The following is a 16473-nucleotide window of genomic DNA, read 5'->3' as shown; positions in this document are numbered from 1 at the left end:
AATTAGTAAATTTTGTCTGACTCTAAATAATCTAAAATTTCCTTTGTAACTGGGATACCTGTTTTTTTATACTGTTTCATCACATCTATTTGAATTTCACCGGGATAATACACTTTGTCAAATCCTTCAGCAGGTGGGTTGTCATGTAATTCTTCAACCATTTGAGATATTTTTTCCAAGAATTGCTCCTTCCCACCAAAGTATTCAGGATTGATTACGAGATGAAGCTGTCCTAAGCGACGGTACTCTGATAAATCTTTATACATGGAAGTGACATGCCTGCCAAATGGCAAGCCGAGTAAACTCCCCGATAAAATATCAACCATCATCATTAACCCGTATCCTTTAGGCCCAGCCATTGGTAATAATGCATTTACCTTAAACGGGTCTGTTGTTGGTGCTCCATTTTTATCCACTGCCCATGAGTCTGGGATAGATTTGTTTTTACTTCTTGCATCTAAGATTTTCCCCCAGGCTTGTACCGTTGTTGCCATATCAAAAAGTATTGGACTACCATCTTTTCTAGGCGCACTAAAAGCAATTGGGTTGGTACCAAAGTACGGTTCGGTACCACCAAATGGCACGACCATGGGATCAGATTGACATACTGTTAATGCCACCATACCTTCTAATGCTGCTTGACGTGCATAATAACCAATAGCACCACTGTGTCCCATTTCTTTTACACCGACAACACCGATACCTGATGTTTTTGCTAATTCGATTGCCTTTTTCATTGCTTGATAACTCACATAATGCCCTAACGCATTATCTCCGTGATAAATCCCTGATGCTGGACCCGTTTTTTCGAAACTTAAGTTTGGTTTCAGGTTATATCCACCTTTTAATGTACGTTCGGAATAGTATTGCATTCTCACAGCACCATGTGAGTGAACACCTCGTTCGTCTGCAAAAATGAGTAAGTCAGCTGTTTTATCCGCTTGTTCTTCAGGTAAGCCTGCTTTCACTAATTTATCTTTCATTAGCTGCCGGAGACGATTACTTTCTACATACACTAATGGTTCACTCATTAAAATTGCCCCTCTTTATAGATTAATATCTCTATTCGCATCCTTTGAATAAATATACGAGAATGGTTCACCCAAACCAATTGCATAGGTTGCTTGGGGCGTATAAGCTCCCATAAAAATATAGTCACCTTTATCAACTGGCATCCACTCGTTGTCTAAGTTGTAAACACCCCGTCCACTTAATATATAAGCACCATGTTCTTGAACGTGCGTTTCAATGTAACCGTGCGAAGCACCTGGCTCAAATGAAAGAATATGAATGTTCATGTCATATGCGATTTCTTTTGGCAGCAAATCTTGAATTAATACTTCTTTCATACCTTCATAGGCTTCTTGTTTGATGTTATTCACATTACCTGTAACAATTTCTGGTGTATGTCCTTTAAGCGGCTGATAACGCTTTTTGTATAAAAACAAACGGCTATCCTCACCATTATTATTATTATCAAACGTCAATTGTAAGTGTGGAGGTACATATAAGAAGCCGCCTTTTGTTAATTCGTATTTTTTACCATCCGCAAAAGCGTTGATTTTACCATATTCAACGTACACAAATGATTGGATACCATCACCAGCAAAACCAGTTTTGTTTCCGCCCTGGTTTTTAACTGTTACCAAATAATCTACAAACCTTGCACCTAAACGCGGAGATCCTAAAATGGTGACATCACAATCTTCAAAGCCAGGTACAACATTATTAACCAAGCCATCAGGTGTGATTACCGCATAATTATCTTTTTTTATTACTGAACGTGTTTCTAATAAACCTTCTCTGTATCCTTGATTATGATTTAAGTAACTCATGAGTATCTGGCTCCTTTTCATTCTTTATAAGCTAGTTCATACAATACATCTTTCAATACTTCAATCCCCTTCACAAGGTCTTCTATCTTCGTTTCTTCATTGGTATTGTGGCTAATTCCGCCAATAGAAGGTACAAACAACATTGCTGTAGGAACAAAATCCGCAAAAATTTGTGCATCATGACCTGCACCGGATGGCATCAATTTATAGCTGTCCCCCACATTATTCTTAGCTGCTTGTTCAACTATTTGAATGATTTCTTTATCCATCAATGACGGTGCTTCATCCATCCATAAATTAATGTCATAAGTCATGCTGTTTGCTTCTGCTACCGCTTTAATTTTATCTTCAATTTCTCTCGCAAAATCATTTAATAGTTGTTGATCAATATGACGACAGTCTATCGAAAAAGTAATTTCTCCAGGGACGACATTTACGGTGTTTGGAACAGGAGTGACATGTCCAAACGTTAATACAAGAGGCTCCCCAATTTCTCTAGCTCGTTTCGTTAAGTCTGTTACAATTTCACTATATGCAACAACTGTATCTCTTCGTAATGACATCGGTGTTGTGCCAGCGTGATTTGCTTCACCTTTCAAGTTAATTGTGTAACGTTTTTGACCAACAATCCCAGTCACAACACCAATCGCTTTATTTTCCGCCTCTAATACTTTCCCTTGTTCAATATGTACTTCAACAAATGCTTTAATATCGTCACGAACATCATCTGTTTTACGGTAATCAAAACCGGATGCATGCATAGCATCTTCGAATTTAATTCCTTCAGCATCTTCTATTGTGCCAACATCCGTTTTTTTGGCTAAGTTAAAGAAGTTTTTACTTCCCCAAAATGTATATGGGAAGCGACTTCCTTCTTCTTCTGCGAGTGATAATACTTCTATTGTTCGTAATGGTTGACCATATTTTTCTTTTAAATATTTCACAGCAACCAGTGCAGATAAGATACCGAATTGTCCATCTAGATGACCACCTTCAACAACTGTGTCGATATGTGATCCTGTTAAAATAGTTTCTTCAGAATATTTACTTCCAACAAGACGACCAGATAAGTTCCCAACATCATCAAAGCTTACTTCTAAACCTTCTTCCTTAAATGTTGCTTCCAGTTCGCGAACTGCAGCAATCCATTCAGGAGAGTATAACAGACGCGTAATACCCCCTTGTTCTAAACCGCCAAAACTTGTGAATTTCTTATCCAACGTTTCAAAGGTTGATTGAATATCCATTCTTTTTCTCCTCCTTTCCCTTATTTACTTTCATCATAGAACCCTGTTTACAACCATTCATTGACATAACCAACAATAATGGAAGAGCATTTTATGCACTTTCAACAAATACACCTTTTAATCAAAATATGGTATCTAGATAATGGACTAATGCCAGAGGAAAAAAAGAAACTGTTGGCTTTCGATTGCATAAAAACTTGAAAAAATACGCTTTATAACAAATTAAATTTACATCGAGTTTCTCCTAAAAAAAATCGCAGAGCGCCCGCTTAAAAATATATAGATTGGAGCGAAGCAAAATCTCCTGTTTTTTGACGACTGACTATCTCTCTTACCCAACAAATAAATAAGGTGCAAATTTTATACTTCCTTATTCAAGAAAAAAACTACCCTATAAATCAATAAAAAACATTGATTTATAGGGTAGTTTATCTGTTTCATTACATCATAAATGATATGCCAAGAGTCAGGATACATACGAGCAGCAGCAATTCTAGGGTGTACCTTAATGTATATTGAAAAATTTTTGACTCATTTCCAATTTGATTAACAGCAGCTGCTGCAATAGCGATACATTGTGGTGAAGTCAGCTTTGCCATGCTCCCTCCAGCTGTATTAGCCGCCATAAGCAATGCTGCTGACATACTGATTTGCAAGTGTAACACATTCTCAGGACGCCTTCATACAAACATTTTCACAGGAAGTGGCGCGCATGTATTCCATATTTTCTGCAGGAAAACAACTTCATTTACTTTTTATTCATTTGTTTTCATCCCAGATATTACTCCCCAACCAACATGTGAATTAATTCGCTTTTATTTTTGAAATATTTTACAATTATTGTCAAATAAAAAATTCTCTTTAGCTCTCACGAAATGGCAGATGAATAAATAATCTTCAGAGGAACAATCTGCCTTCACATCTTCCTTTGCCTCAAATTCCTGACGGGACAGCTGTCCCGTCACTTAAGGAATAAATCTTCCTACTTTTTCATTTGAAATCCCGTTTTCTTTATCATAGATTTCGACACCACGAACGATTGTTTTCACTACCTGCGCACCAATTTTGCGACCAATATATGGACTAATTTTGTGTCGATATGCTAAGTCCTCAGCTTTTAATTCATAAGGTGCATCTTTCTTAATAAATACGAAATCCGCATCTTTCCCTACTGCAATACTGCCTTTTGATGCTAGATTAAAACGTTTCGCAGGGTTTGTAGCAATTATGGCTGCAAATTTGGATAATGACATATTACGTTTTTGCACACCCTCATCAAATAATACGTCGACAATATTTTGTACACCTGCGATACCTCCCCAAGCTTCAAATGCATTATCCGTAGCTTTTAAGTCTGGGGTACATGGTGAATGGTCTGATGTTACGAATGAAATATCTCCGTTTAATACCCGATTCCACATGCCTTCTAAGCGTGATTGCTCACGGATTGGCGGAGAGCATTTTACAACTGGTCCGATATTATCTAGTTCTTCTTTATAGAAATATAAATAGTGTGTACATGTTTCGCATGTAATATCGACCCCTTCCTGTTGCGCTTTGACAATTTCATCTACGCCCTCTTCACAAGCTACATGAACGATGTGTACACGACATCCCGTTTCTTTCGCAAATAGAATTATTTTTCTAATCGGTTCTACTTCAGTAAATACGGGGCGAGAATCTACATAAGCGCGTAATGAAGTTTCACCATTTTTAGATGCTATTTCCCCTAACTTATCCGTAATTGCAGCATTTTCAGCGTGTATAGATAATATTTTGCCTGTCTTCGCAATTTGTTTCATACCTTCGTAGAGGGAATAGTCATCCACGTTCATGAAATCTCCTTCTATAGAACGGTCACCACATGTTGCTACAAAACATTTATATGCAACAACACCATTGTTATCTAACTCTTGAATACCCCCATCTAAGTTAAATGGTACTAAACCGCCGTAACTCGCAACGTCTACAGATAATTTTCCTTTTCCAGCTTTAAATTTTTCTTGAATAGATTTCTCATCTACCGTTGCTGGCACTTGATTTAACGGCATTTCAATAATCGTCGTTACACCGCCTTTTGCAGAGGCACGTGTTCCTGTGTCATAGCCTTCCCATTCATCACGATAGCCGCCGCCCGGCTCTGTGATATGCACATGTGCATCAATCATACCTGGAGATACAATAGATCCTTTTGCATCGATAATTTTTGCACTTGTACCCAAATCCTTACCGATTGCTGCGATTTTGCCATCTTTAATCCCTACTTCGACTTCTTGTTCACCATTTTCTAGAATGACTAATCCATTTTTGATAATTGAATCAAAATTCATCAAAATCATCCTCCTCTTTTAATGGTTGGATAAAATGGTAGCCCCACCCCACTATCATGAAAACGGGAAAATCTTATTCATTAGGATCAATAAAGCTTGTGAACCAGCAAATGTTTGAAATCAAAACCAGGAAATCCAAGCCACAACACCACAGAATACACCTGGAGTCAGCACCTATATCACCATAGGCATGTCTTAAATGCATAAAAATGGGACGCCATATTTTGAACCTGTGTATCCGTTTACAACAAGTCATAAGGCTATCTAAGAAGGAACTTATAACAAGGGATACTATTACTTGAAACGGTGATAATCCCAGTTGTAAAAAATCTAACAGCTATATAATTCGGAATATGATGCACTGTTCCCATCCACAACGTAAAAAAATTAAATGAGGATGAATTTCTTTGTTCAAGTGATCTTCGACATGATATCTTTGTTATAACCACGCTTTTCAAAAAACGAAGAATCATGTTGAAGCATAATGATTCTCCTTTAATATTTTTAACTAAAGGATTATACGTATAATAACCTTCAAAAACAGTGTATTATCAGAGTGTGAAGTTATCCTTGTAACATCTGACATATTTCATTTTTATTTTATCTTTTTCTAACAAAGATAAGGAGGTAGCCTTGATGACAACATTAAAAGAAATATTATCTGTACTGCAATTTTCAGATTTAACTTTGCTGAATGAGCAGGGCGATTTGGAACGAGTGGTAGAAATGGTTGATATTACAGAAACGCCTGATATTAAAAATTTTACAACACCATACTCACTTATCGTAACAACAGGAATGAATTATCAGTATGATCAATCTGGACTAATCAGTCTTATTAGTGAGTTAAATGATATACAAGTTGCTGGTCTAGGTATCAAGCTATCCCGATTTTTAAAAAAATTAGATGATGAGGTTATTGCATTTGCAAACAAATTAAAATTCCCAATTATTGAAATTCCAGAAAGTTGGAATTTGGGATCCATTACTCATCATATATCGTCATTTATCTTGGATGAAGAAACAGAAAAATTACACTTCGCATTAGATATCCAACAAGAGTTAAATGCTATGCTTATGCAAGGGTTAAGCCTGAACATGATGATTGAACGTTTAAGTAGACTTATAAAGGTTCCTGTAATGCTGCTAAATTCTTTTCATCAAGTTGAGTCATCGAGTCATCACTTTCATCAACACTCAGAACATGTTCAAAAGAACCTTAATTATTTCAGAAGATATTTAAATTCAGAGCAAATCGAACCAAATCATAATGGTGTTTTCCAGGAAGAATATGCTATATTTAAGGTTCCTGCATTTAAATATTTTCCGTATTACCTTATGATTTCAAATGTTAATTTGCTCAACTATCCGATTAGTTTATTAACAATAGAACAAGCAGTCAACACACTTAGTCTCGCAATTTATAAAAATAGTAAAATCAAAGAAGCAGAGCAGCAGGACGTGAACCATTTTTTCACATCACTTATGTCCGAACATCCTGATAACCTTGTTTCACTAACACAACACACCGACCTTTTAAAAAAATATCACATTCAACCTTCCAAATTCTATCAAGTGATTATTTGTGGGATTGACAAAGAAAAGAATGTTGAAAATAGCGTCTACTTAAATGAGCGATATCAGATGACTTTTGAGTGGCTAACGCATAAGTTTACTGCGATTGACCCTTCCATTAGTATATATATGTCTCAGGGTGAACGCAGATTTACGATACTTTTACAAAGAAGACATCATTATTATTCGGAATACTGCAGATATATCCAAAAAGAGTATCAGCTATTTTTTAATAGCTCCCTTTCATTTGGCATTGGTAATGAGGTCTCCGAGCTTTCACAATTACCACTGTCTTTTTTCGAAGCGAATGAGGCTTATGATAATAAATATGAACAAGGCGAAATGGAATTTATAGAGCCCTACAAATCCAAAAGCGTAGAAGAATTATTACAACTCATTCCAACGAATAAATTAAAGCCATTTATCATTTATACACTCGGTCCTTTAGCCTATCCCCAAACAATGAAGGAAAAAGAACTAAGATTTACATTAAATGTCTATATGGCAAACCAATGTGATCTTACAAAGACCTCAGAAGATATTTTTATTCATCGTAATACTGTGAAATATCGTATTAAAAAATGCGAAGAAATATTAGGTCAATCTGTAGAATCTCCTGATACATCACTGAGCATTCGATTGGCATTATTTGCTTCAGAGAAAATATCGTTGTAAATAAAAAGGAGAACCACTGGAAGTTCTCTTTTTTATTTATTTAGTTAGCTACTGTTTTATTCTGTCTTAACATAACCACAAGGAAAAATAGCAACGCTGCTGCTGCAAGAAGGATGGTTGCAATATAGAATGCTAATACTTGCGAGCCAGTTACATCACCAATATAACCAGTAAGTGTTGGTGCAATAACAGATGAACTCATTCCAAAGAAGTTAAATAGAGTTAATGCTCTAGCAACTCTATCTCCTGATACGGAATCAGATACATAGGTTATTAAAACTGGATCAATCGCAAGTTTACCTAATAAGCCATATAAAATTAACGCAATATACAGTACTGCAGGATTTGGTGCAAATACTGTCAAACTAATTGTTACTGCTGCAGCAATTAATAGAAATAAAATTAAACGCAGACGCAAATGTGCATTTTTGTCTATGTATTTAGTAAATATCAAAGCACCTGGCACTGCAGTGACCGCAACTAGTGCAGCTACATATCCTACTGAACCTTGAGCAAATCCTTTTTCTGCTACAAGGAAGGATGGCAACCAAGTTACTATCATATAATAGCCATAGCATGTTGCAAAATATACAAAATATACAACTAATTGTCTTGGAGAAAATAAGCTTTCATTTTGAATATCTGTGCTTTGTACGGCGGCTTTCTTCTCTTCAGCCACTTCCTTATCTGATGTTTTATCTTGTTTAATAAACAACACAAACACAAATGTTACAGCTACGATAACGATAGCTGTTATAAAAAGCATATAATTCCATTGAATTTCAAAACCGCCTACTAAAACCGATGATCCGATTAGTCCAATTACCATCCCTAATGCTGAACCGCTATTTATAATCGCATTGGAAAAGCTTTTTTTATCTTTTGGCGTATGTTTAGCTGATAAGGAAAAGGCTGCACCGTAATATGAACCAGTCGAAATACCAGCCAATAACGATCCAATGTATACTTGCATGATAGTTGAACTTGTGCCAATTACAAATGCAGCTAGCGCAAAAACGATAAATGCAGGAATTAACACCTTTTTTTGTCCAAATTTATCGACAAGTGCTCCAGACGGAATTTGCATACCCGTATATGCAAAGAAATAAATAGAAGCAACCAACCCCATTTGTGTGTCACTAATATTTCCTAATGATTCTTGAATCTGTGGATATATTGGCGTAAGTATTGTACGATAAATCCAAATAGCTACCCACCCTAAACACAATGCAATAATGATCTTTTTGTAATAATTGGGGTCATGTTTAATTGTTTTTTCCACGGTATGACACGCTCCCTTTTTATTATTTAATTATATTTTTTATTTAATTAAATTGTAGGTTATAAGCCAGTCAATAACATTGTTCACTTTCGACAAAAACAAAAGTAACATTATACATTTTAGACAAAAGGCGTCTGCTTAAAAATATCGATGGAATGATTCATCGATAGAAGCTAATCTTATTTTTCCCCAGCTCTCTCATTTCCATAAAGGTAATAATAGTAACGCCTTTTCCCCTCTCTCATTATTACTTCCATGAGCAAACACTATTTTGTAAAAAAATCTTCAGACAAACAAGAAATAAGCCCTAATAACTCTAGAGTTATCGGGCCTATTCTATCTATAACAAGGTTTGCGCGTGTCCTTACAGACTAAGAACCTAACGTCTGATGTATTTAGGTTAATCATGCTTATGCGGAATGAAACCAATGGGTGTCGGACCCGCTATTCCAATCATAACGAAATTTTTATCGGAATTATTTGTCATTCCATGCTTTTCCCCTGCACGTGCAACAACGACATCACCAGCTTGAATCGGAACCGTTTCGCCACATTCAGGATAAAAATCTGCTGTTCCTTCGATGACAATCCATATATCGTCAGCATTCTCATGCGAATGGATTGGCAAAGTTTGTCCCGGGCGCATACACCATACAGCTCCTACAGTATTAGGTGTTTCATAGAAAATATGTTTTGTTGCTTCTTCTTCTCTAAACTCCTGAATGTCTGGCCAATGGAAAATACGATTTTTTAAATCTTCTCTTGTTACTTCTTTCAGTGTCATTGTATTTTCTCCTCGCTTCATTTTCCAAAATGCCGCATCGCTATTGTTCAATTATTCACATATTATTTTACAAGCAAAACACTTATCTGATCTGTAAGAAAAGCTCCTCTATATTATCTTTGAATAATATTCTGAGGTCTACCTTCCAGGAATGCAATGGTATTATTGAATGCAATTTCAGCACGCAATTCCATTGCCTCATCCGTAAAGAAACCTACATGTGGTGTTAAAATAACATTTTTGGCATGTAATAGTTTATAGTCTCTTGGAATAGGAGGCTCCATATCAAACACGTCAATACCAGCTCCAGCAATTCTTCCCTCATTTAACGCATCAGCCAATGCGTCATTATCAATAATTGGACCTCGTGCACAGTTGATTAAAATGGCTGATTCTTTCATTAGCTCTAATTTTTCTTTGGAAATCAAACCTTGTGTACTTGGTAGTAATGGTACATGTAATGACACAATATCGGATTGTATTAATAATTCATCTAATTCCATGTACTCGATGCCCAAATCTGTAGCTTCTGGATTTTTTCGAGATTGGTCTGAAGCTACCAATTTTGCACCAAATGCTTTAAACAAGTGAGCAGTCATCATACCAATTTTACCTGTACCAATCAAACCAACTGTTTTTCCCTTAATTTCACTACCTTGGAATGCCCCAGGATAATTATCAGCACGAATTTCTTTATCCCCACGAGCGATGCGGCGATATAAATCTAATACTAAACCAATTGTTAATTCTGCAACTGCTTGGTTCGCATATCCAGCTGCATTACATATCATAATATCCTGGTTCTTAGCCTGAGCAAACCCTATATGATCGACACCTGTAAAAGCAACATTGATTAATTTTAAGTTATCATTTTGATCAATTGCTTCTGAAGGATAAGGATTATTCGCAATCATAATAACATCTGCACCTTCACTACGTTTTGCCAATTCTGCCGAATCCGTTGTTTTCTCATTGTAGTAAACAAATTCATGGCCTTGCTGTTTGATGGGTTCTGCTAATTTCTCAATGAGCGAATCTGAAACATTTAATGGTTCTAATAATTTAACTAACATTTAATCCATTCCTCCCCGTGATTTTTTAATCATTTACCACCTGTAGCTTTTATGTTAGTTTGTGAAACTCTTCACAAATTTATTTTTACAATAGCCCATTTCATATATTCTGTCAATCCATTCAAAAAATTAAAATAAATTTAATGAACAATAGCTTATGAAGGTGGGGCTTCAATAGAAGAAATCTCACGTGCCTTAACGCATTCTGATACAAAAACAACGCTGGCCTATGTAAATACACCAAATGTAGTTGATTTATCCGCTTATCAGAAATTTGAACATCGCTTAAAAGCTGTTCAAAATGAATAATTAAATGACAGGTAAAAAAGATGATTCTTTTTTAAAACAAATATTTTTACAGAAATTAGGATCACCCATTTTCGTACCCAATTTATTAAAAAAGCACTTCCTAAATAAATGGGAAGGGCACAAACGTTGGTATAACAGTGTTCTTAACGTTTTGAGAACTGAGGTGCACGACGAGCGCCCTTAAGACCGGCTTTATTTCTCTTTGAAAAACAAAAAATTCTCCGATATATATAGCAAACGCCGCGCAAAAAGGAGGAAAGCCGATGAAAAAATTTGGACTGGCCGCCGTTTCCGCCATGTCATTTTTTAGTTTTTCCACCGTTTCACCTCTACAAGCAGAGAGCAATGAGCAAGAAAAAGAGGTTATTGTCGTCTATAAAAATCAAAGCGGAAAAAAAGCGGTCATGGAACAAGCGGAATCCGTTGAACACATTTATCAGCAGCTTCACGCAGCCGCCGTCACCGCGGATGAAAAAAAGGTGCGCAATTTAGAACATGACCCTGATGTGCTGTATGTCGAAAACAATGCTGCGGTCAAGGCTGCCGGAATTGCCCCATTAAAAGCAGTTTCAAGCGGAACAGAGCAAAGCACTGGCTCAGTTACACAGTGGAATGTAAAGTTGATTCAAGCCGCTCTTGCCTGGAATAAAGGTTTGACCGGAAAACGTGTAAAAATCGCGGTCATAGACAGCGGAATTGCGCCGCATGAGGAACTGTCGATTGCCGGTGGAGCCTCAATGGTGAGCTATACCTCGTCATACCACGATGACAACGGCCATGGAACACATGTTGCCGGAATTATCGGTGCAAAGCATAACGGCTATGGGATCGACGGAATTGCGCCCGATTCGCAGTTGTATGCGGTGAAAGTGCTTGACCAGAACGGCTCAGGCGATCTGAAAAGCATTTTAAAAGGAATCGATTGGTCGATCCGGCACGGGATCGACATCATCAATATGAGCCTTGTCGTATCCGGCGACAGCCAAATACTGCACGATGCTGCAGATAAAGCGTACAAAAAAGGGCTAATTCTCGTAGCTGCAAGCGGAAATGACGGAAACGGAAAGCCCGTTCATTATCCGGCCGCCTACAGCAGCGTGATTGCCGTTTCAGCAACAAATGAAAAAAATCGGCTCGCTTCGTTTTCCAACACAGGCGGCGCCATCGAGTTCGCCGCTCCAGGCACTTCAATCATCAGCACATCTTTGCACCGCGGATATGCGATCGGCAGCGGGACTTCCCAGGCTGTTCCGCACGTAACCGGCATGTTCGCTTTATTAAAACAGCTGGATCCCGCCAGTACAAATGCCGAGCTGCGCAGAAAAATGCAGTTTTATGCCCGCGATTTGGGCGCGTCCGGGCGCGATTCGCTGTTCGGCTACGGTCTGGTCCGCTTTAAAGATACAGCGGCGCAAGCGGCATTTGAAAAAGCGCAAAAAGCCGTCGGGAAGGCTGAAAAAAGCAAGAAAAAAGCCGACATTGATGCGGCGCAAAAAGCAATCGATCCGCTCCCTGCAGACACCGATAAAACCGCTTTGAAAAAAAGGCTCGCCCGTGTGAAAGAACAGCTCAAAAAAACGGCCGAAAGCAAAGTAAAGCTCGCTGAAAAACAGAAAAAGAAAGCCAATGCGGACGCCGCCCAAAAAGCGGTCAATGAGCTCTACAAAGGTTCTTTTAAAACAAAACTGCAAAAACGGATCCATTCAGTCCGCTCAAGCCTTCTCAAAAGCGCACAGCAGGCCGTCTCAAAAGCTGAAAAAACAGCGAGTGACGCAAATATCGGCAAAGCGCAAAAAGCAATCAATGAACTCCTTGCAGGGAAAGATCAAATGAAACTGCAAAAAAGACTGAACACCGTAAAAAAGAAAGCTGCCCTGGCTTATCAACAAAAGGTGGAGACAGCAAAAGCAAAAGTGAAAACAGCCGAAAAAAGAAAAACGAAAAAGACGAAATCGGCCGCGCAATCGGCGGTGGACAAGCTGAAAGCATCGGCCGCAAAAAAGAAGCTGCAAAAAAGGCTGAATGCCATTAAATTGAAGTAAGACAAACGAAAGCAAGCCTTGAAGTTATGTTGTTTAAAAGTTTTATTCATATTTTCGGCTTCTCTATTTGCCTGATTTGGGCGGGGTGGGTTTGCCATGCTGAATGATGTATCAACGTTTTATACAATAAGGCTCTATTTCACCTTTTTATCTAAAAATAGCAATTCCATTTTGATTAATTTTTCAATGTGGAGTTTATTCCTTTGAGGGAGCTTTTAAATCAATCTTTATTCGAAGAGCTATGCCTGATCGAAATATCATCGCCACTATTTGATTTATGGCCTTTTTCTTTTTTGCATCAACCAGCCGCTTTTTCTGCCTACAGCCATTTGCTTTCAATTTTATTTCCAGCTTCCTGCCTTTTGTTCAGTCGTCTTATTGGGGTGTTTGCCCCAAGGCAGTCCCTTGGAAATGATGGACGGTTGTAAAAAAGGGGTGGACATTTCCTCCCCTTTTTGAGCCGCCTGCTCACTTCTTATCGATTCTTTCCGTCACAATTCCGACAATGTCCTGATCCGACACAAAGCCGAAATGGCGGCTGTCAAAGCTGTGGATTCTGTTATCTCCAAGGACAAAATAGTGATTTTCGGGAACTTTCTCCTCCCCCGTCACTTCTTTCAATGTAAAATCCCCGGTCAGATCTCCCCCTGCTGTCACGGATTTTAAATCATCCAAATAAGGCTCTTTGACTTTTTTTTCATCAATATAAAGCTGATCATCTTCATATCTGAGGGTTTCACCCGGAAGCCCGATGACCCGTTTAATGAATATATCCTTTTCAGGCCCTTTAAACAGCACGATATCAAATCTGCCGATCGTCTTAAAATGATGGGCGAACCGATTGATCAAAAGCTCATTGCCCTCCTGAAAGGTTGGATTCATGCTGACTCCTTCCACTTTATATTCAATAAAAACGGCGTTTTTCACCTGAATTCCAATGATGATTAAAAGTACTCCGGCTATGACCCAAAAACGCTTTTTCACTTCTATGTCCCCCTAGTCATTCTCTCTCTGGCTGAATTTCACGTTCAGACGGTGTTCAACCCGTTTTCCGGCGTACCATAAAATCAAAATGACGATAGTGACCCCGGCTGTTCTTAAAGGCTGTGTGAAGAGCGCCATCAGGTCATGTCCGATAAAGCTTACTATAAAAATCATGACGAACTTTCCGCAAAGCACCGCAAGTGTAAAAGGCAGCAGGCTGATTCTTGAAAGGCCTGCCACAACATTCACTGCCGCAGAAGGTGTGAATGGAAAACAAAGCAGCAGAAACAAAGGACCAAAGCCTCGTTTTTCGACCCAGATCATCAGCTTTTTCACAGATTGATGCCTCCGTATAAACCCCAGAGCTTTTTGCTGGCCAAAATGGCGGATAAAAAGGAAGACGGCTATCGAGCCCGCAGATGCTCCGATCCAAGTGAAAATGAATCCCTGCCACAAACCGAACGAATTCACATTGGCGATCACAAACACGATCAGCGGCAAAAACGGGAGCAGTGCTTCAATGAACGGCAGCAGTATGGCTGCAAAAGGACCAAAAGCCCGATAGCTCTGAAAAAAGTCTGTTAAATTCTCTTCTGTAAAATAACTGAATAATTGCTCCAACATAATTCTCCTCAGGCGGTTGTCTACTTCTATTCTACACGTTCAAGCAAAAACTTTAAATCATCCGTCTCCGGATGTTTCTGTATTAGTCTGAATCAACTTGATCTTTTTAGTCATTTTTTCCCGGTTCTTGATAAAAGAGCGGCCTATCGTGTAAAATACAAATAGAACAAATGTTCCTTACCACTGAAAAGAAAAGAGGAGAAAAGCCATGACAAGAATTCCCTCAGATGTCAGGGACACGATTGAAAAGGCTATTTACCTTCCGATGACCATCAGCATTTTAAATAAAGATCTCGGCAACATCCAGCAAGGTCCGTTTAAGCTGAAAGACCCTTATCTCCGCCTGATTGAGCAGGCGTTGAAGCTTGCCCAGCGCGATTTATACAACATAAAAAACGATTTACGGAGACGAAAAGTCAAAGTTCATGAAGTGTCCCGGGACGAAGCGTTTACGATGTATTCCTTTATATATGAAGGATACGAAGAAGAGCACAATTACTTTAATCCCCGCATCCGCAACCAGGTCGCCGCCCTTTTAGAGCACTATTTATTCGCGGCGAAAGCCTGATCAGTAGCGTTTTTTCAGCTCTCTGAGGATGAATTCATATATCAGCTGGTTCCGGTCTTCTTTCGGATACAGCATAAATTCCTGTTTCTTTTGCATGGCGCTGCCTTCGATCCGATCAAGAAATTTGGTTCTCAGCCACGCCGTGCGGTAAACCTGATTTTCGAAAGATGTGATGGATACAGGCAGCTCTAATGTTTCCCCATTTACAAAAGTGACGAATGTATTGTCATATTTTGCCGCGCAAAATTCGTGAACATGTGCATGGGAAAGCCACCCGCACTGAGGCCTCGTTGAGGAGAATGTGGGAAAAAGAAAAATATTGGTTGAATGATCGACCATAATCGGCGGTTTATGGGAAACTTTAATCACTTCATATGTGCCCGCTTTTCTTCCGGCATAGCTTGAACCGAAATAGCGGCAGCTTCTTTCTATGATTTGAAAAGGCCTCATATTGACCCGGAATGTCCTTTCGGTTTCAAAAATTTTTGAAGCGGGCTTTTCACCCTCTCCCAGAGGCAGAACGGCCATTGTCGAACTGTTTACTTCATAAGAATCCTTTGTCATATCCTCTGTACTCATCTTCATGATCCTCCTAGCCATTTAGTAAATTTATACTATTAATCTAACATTATCCTTTACAAAACGACAGGATTTTTTCCAATTAATTTGAAAATATGTTTTTAAAATTCCATTTTTATTTTTTATCCGGGCAAACTTGCGTTTTTTTGTCCAAATATACAAACTTTTACTCTCATAAACAAGCTTCTTTGAATAATTGTCTAAAAATTATAAATACTTATTGATTTTTTGGTGCGTAATCCATATACTATAAAAAAGGCATCAGGGGGAATCTTTATGAAAGAGAAAAAGTCGTACGCTGAGCTCATGAAGTCCCGCAACACCCAAAAGGTAAAAGAACTTGATGTAACCATCATGGATATCTACATTCAAATGGTCCTTGATGAATCGTTGTTTAAACGGCGTTTGAACATGCTGAGTGACAAGATCAATGAAGCATTAGACAAAGGAGATAAACAATCTTTCCTTGAGCTATCAACAGAATATACTGCGATGAAATTGCACGCATAACGGCCAATCCCGACAGGATTGGCTTTTTTATGTGCGGTAAAAGGTCAAGTGCATAG

At 38.4% G+C, this 16473-nt stretch carries 14 protein-coding genes and 1 pseudogene; 4 read left to right on the top strand and 11 right to left on the bottom strand.

The window, feature by feature from the left end; all coding sequences use genetic code 11:
- Positions 1 to 2 precede the first annotated feature (2 nt).
- The 5 genes and pseudogenes from allD to allB form a co-directional block, all read right to left on the bottom strand.
- A complete protein-coding gene (allD, locus tag BTA30_RS13020; RefSeq protein WP_076761738.1) occupies positions 3 to 1031 on the bottom strand; it encodes an ureidoglycolate dehydrogenase in 1029 nt (342 codons plus the stop codon).
- 15 nt (positions 1032 to 1046) lie between these two features.
- Entirely contained in the window at positions 1047 to 1835 is a 789-nt protein-coding gene (allE, locus tag BTA30_RS13015; RefSeq protein ID WP_076761737.1) for a (S)-ureidoglycine aminohydrolase, read from the bottom strand.
- Between the two features lie 17 nt (positions 1836 to 1852).
- Complete coding sequence (gene allC / locus BTA30_RS13010; RefSeq protein WP_076761736.1) at positions 1853 to 3082, bottom strand: allantoate deiminase; 1230 nt, start codon at positions 3080 to 3082, stop codon at positions 1853 to 1855.
- 440 nt (positions 3083 to 3522) lie between these two features.
- A pseudogene (locus BTA30_RS13005) lies at positions 3523 to 3735 on the bottom strand (L-lactate permease); the annotation flags it as partial.
- A 312-nt stretch (positions 3736 to 4047) separates the two neighbouring features.
- On the bottom strand, positions 4048 to 5412 hold the full coding sequence (gene allB / locus BTA30_RS13000; RefSeq protein WP_076761734.1) for an allantoinase AllB: 1365 nt from the start codon (positions 5410 to 5412) through the stop codon (positions 4048 to 4050).
- 636 nt (positions 5413 to 6048) lie between these two features.
- On the opposite strand from allB, the gene BTA30_RS12990 reads away from it, so the two are divergent.
- Entirely contained in the window at positions 6049 to 7662 is a 1614-nt protein-coding gene (locus tag BTA30_RS12990; protein ID WP_076761732.1) for a PucR family transcriptional regulator, read from the top strand.
- A 40-nt stretch (positions 7663 to 7702) separates the two neighbouring features.
- Here the strand turns inward: BTA30_RS12990 and BTA30_RS12985 are convergent, their stop codons facing one another.
- The 3 genes from BTA30_RS12985 to BTA30_RS12975 form a co-directional block, all read right to left on the bottom strand.
- A complete protein-coding gene (locus BTA30_RS12985) occupies positions 7703 to 8944 on the bottom strand; it encodes an MFS transporter (protein WP_076761731.1) in 1242 nt (413 codons plus the stop codon).
- A gap of 400 nt (positions 8945 to 9344) precedes the next feature.
- On the bottom strand, positions 9345 to 9728 hold the full coding sequence (locus BTA30_RS12980; RefSeq protein ID WP_076761730.1) for a cupin domain-containing protein: 384 nt from the start codon (positions 9726 to 9728) through the stop codon (positions 9345 to 9347).
- 113 nt (positions 9729 to 9841) lie between these two features.
- Positions 9842 to 10801: a 2-hydroxyacid dehydrogenase gene (locus BTA30_RS12975; protein ID WP_076761729.1), complete on the bottom strand. Its 960-nt coding sequence runs from the start codon at positions 10799 to 10801 to the stop codon at positions 9842 to 9844.
- Between the two features lie 572 nt (positions 10802 to 11373).
- Here BTA30_RS12975 and BTA30_RS12970 point away from each other — a divergent pair.
- Complete coding sequence (locus BTA30_RS12970) at positions 11374 to 13152, top strand: S8 family peptidase (protein ID WP_076761728.1); 1779 nt, start codon at positions 11374 to 11376, stop codon at positions 13150 to 13152.
- A gap of 468 nt (positions 13153 to 13620) precedes the next feature.
- On the opposite strand, the gene lepB is transcribed toward BTA30_RS12970, so the two are convergent.
- Both lepB and BTA30_RS12960 read right to left on the bottom strand, forming a co-directional pair.
- Positions 13621 to 14136: a signal peptidase I gene (gene lepB, locus BTA30_RS12965; RefSeq protein ID WP_076761727.1), complete on the bottom strand. Its 516-nt coding sequence runs from the start codon at positions 14134 to 14136 to the stop codon at positions 13621 to 13623.
- A gap of 12 nt (positions 14137 to 14148) precedes the next feature.
- Positions 14149 to 14760, bottom strand: coding sequence for a TVP38/TMEM64 family protein (locus tag BTA30_RS12960; RefSeq protein ID WP_076761726.1), 612 nt, complete (start codon positions 14758 to 14760; stop codon positions 14149 to 14151).
- Between the two features lie 208 nt (positions 14761 to 14968).
- Here BTA30_RS12960 and BTA30_RS12955 point away from each other — a divergent pair, with 208 nt between their 5' ends.
- Positions 14969 to 15328 carry a YhjD family protein gene (locus BTA30_RS12955; protein WP_076761725.1) on the top strand — a complete coding sequence of 120 codons (360 nt, stop codon included), beginning with the start codon at positions 14969 to 14971 and terminating at the stop codon, positions 15326 to 15328.
- Here BTA30_RS12955 and BTA30_RS12950 read toward each other — a convergent pair whose 3' ends face one another.
- Positions 15329 to 15907, bottom strand: a complete 579-nt coding sequence (locus tag BTA30_RS12950) for a competence protein ComK (RefSeq protein ID WP_076761724.1) — start codon at positions 15905 to 15907, stop codon at positions 15329 to 15331.
- Between the two features lie 276 nt (positions 15908 to 16183).
- Here BTA30_RS12950 and BTA30_RS12945 point away from each other — a divergent pair, with 276 nt between their 5' ends.
- Positions 16184 to 16417 carry an IDEAL domain-containing protein gene (locus BTA30_RS12945; RefSeq protein WP_076761723.1) on the top strand — a complete coding sequence of 78 codons (234 nt, stop codon included), beginning with the start codon at positions 16184 to 16186 and terminating at the stop codon, positions 16415 to 16417.
- Positions 16418 to 16473: the final 56 nt, after the last annotated feature.

Origin of the sequence: Bacillus swezeyi, from assembly GCF_001969815.1 — a bacterium.
GTDB classification, from domain to species: Bacteria; Bacillota; Bacilli; order Bacillales; family Bacillaceae; genus Bacillus; species Bacillus swezeyi.
This window is presented reverse-complemented; position numbering and strand designations above follow the sequence as displayed.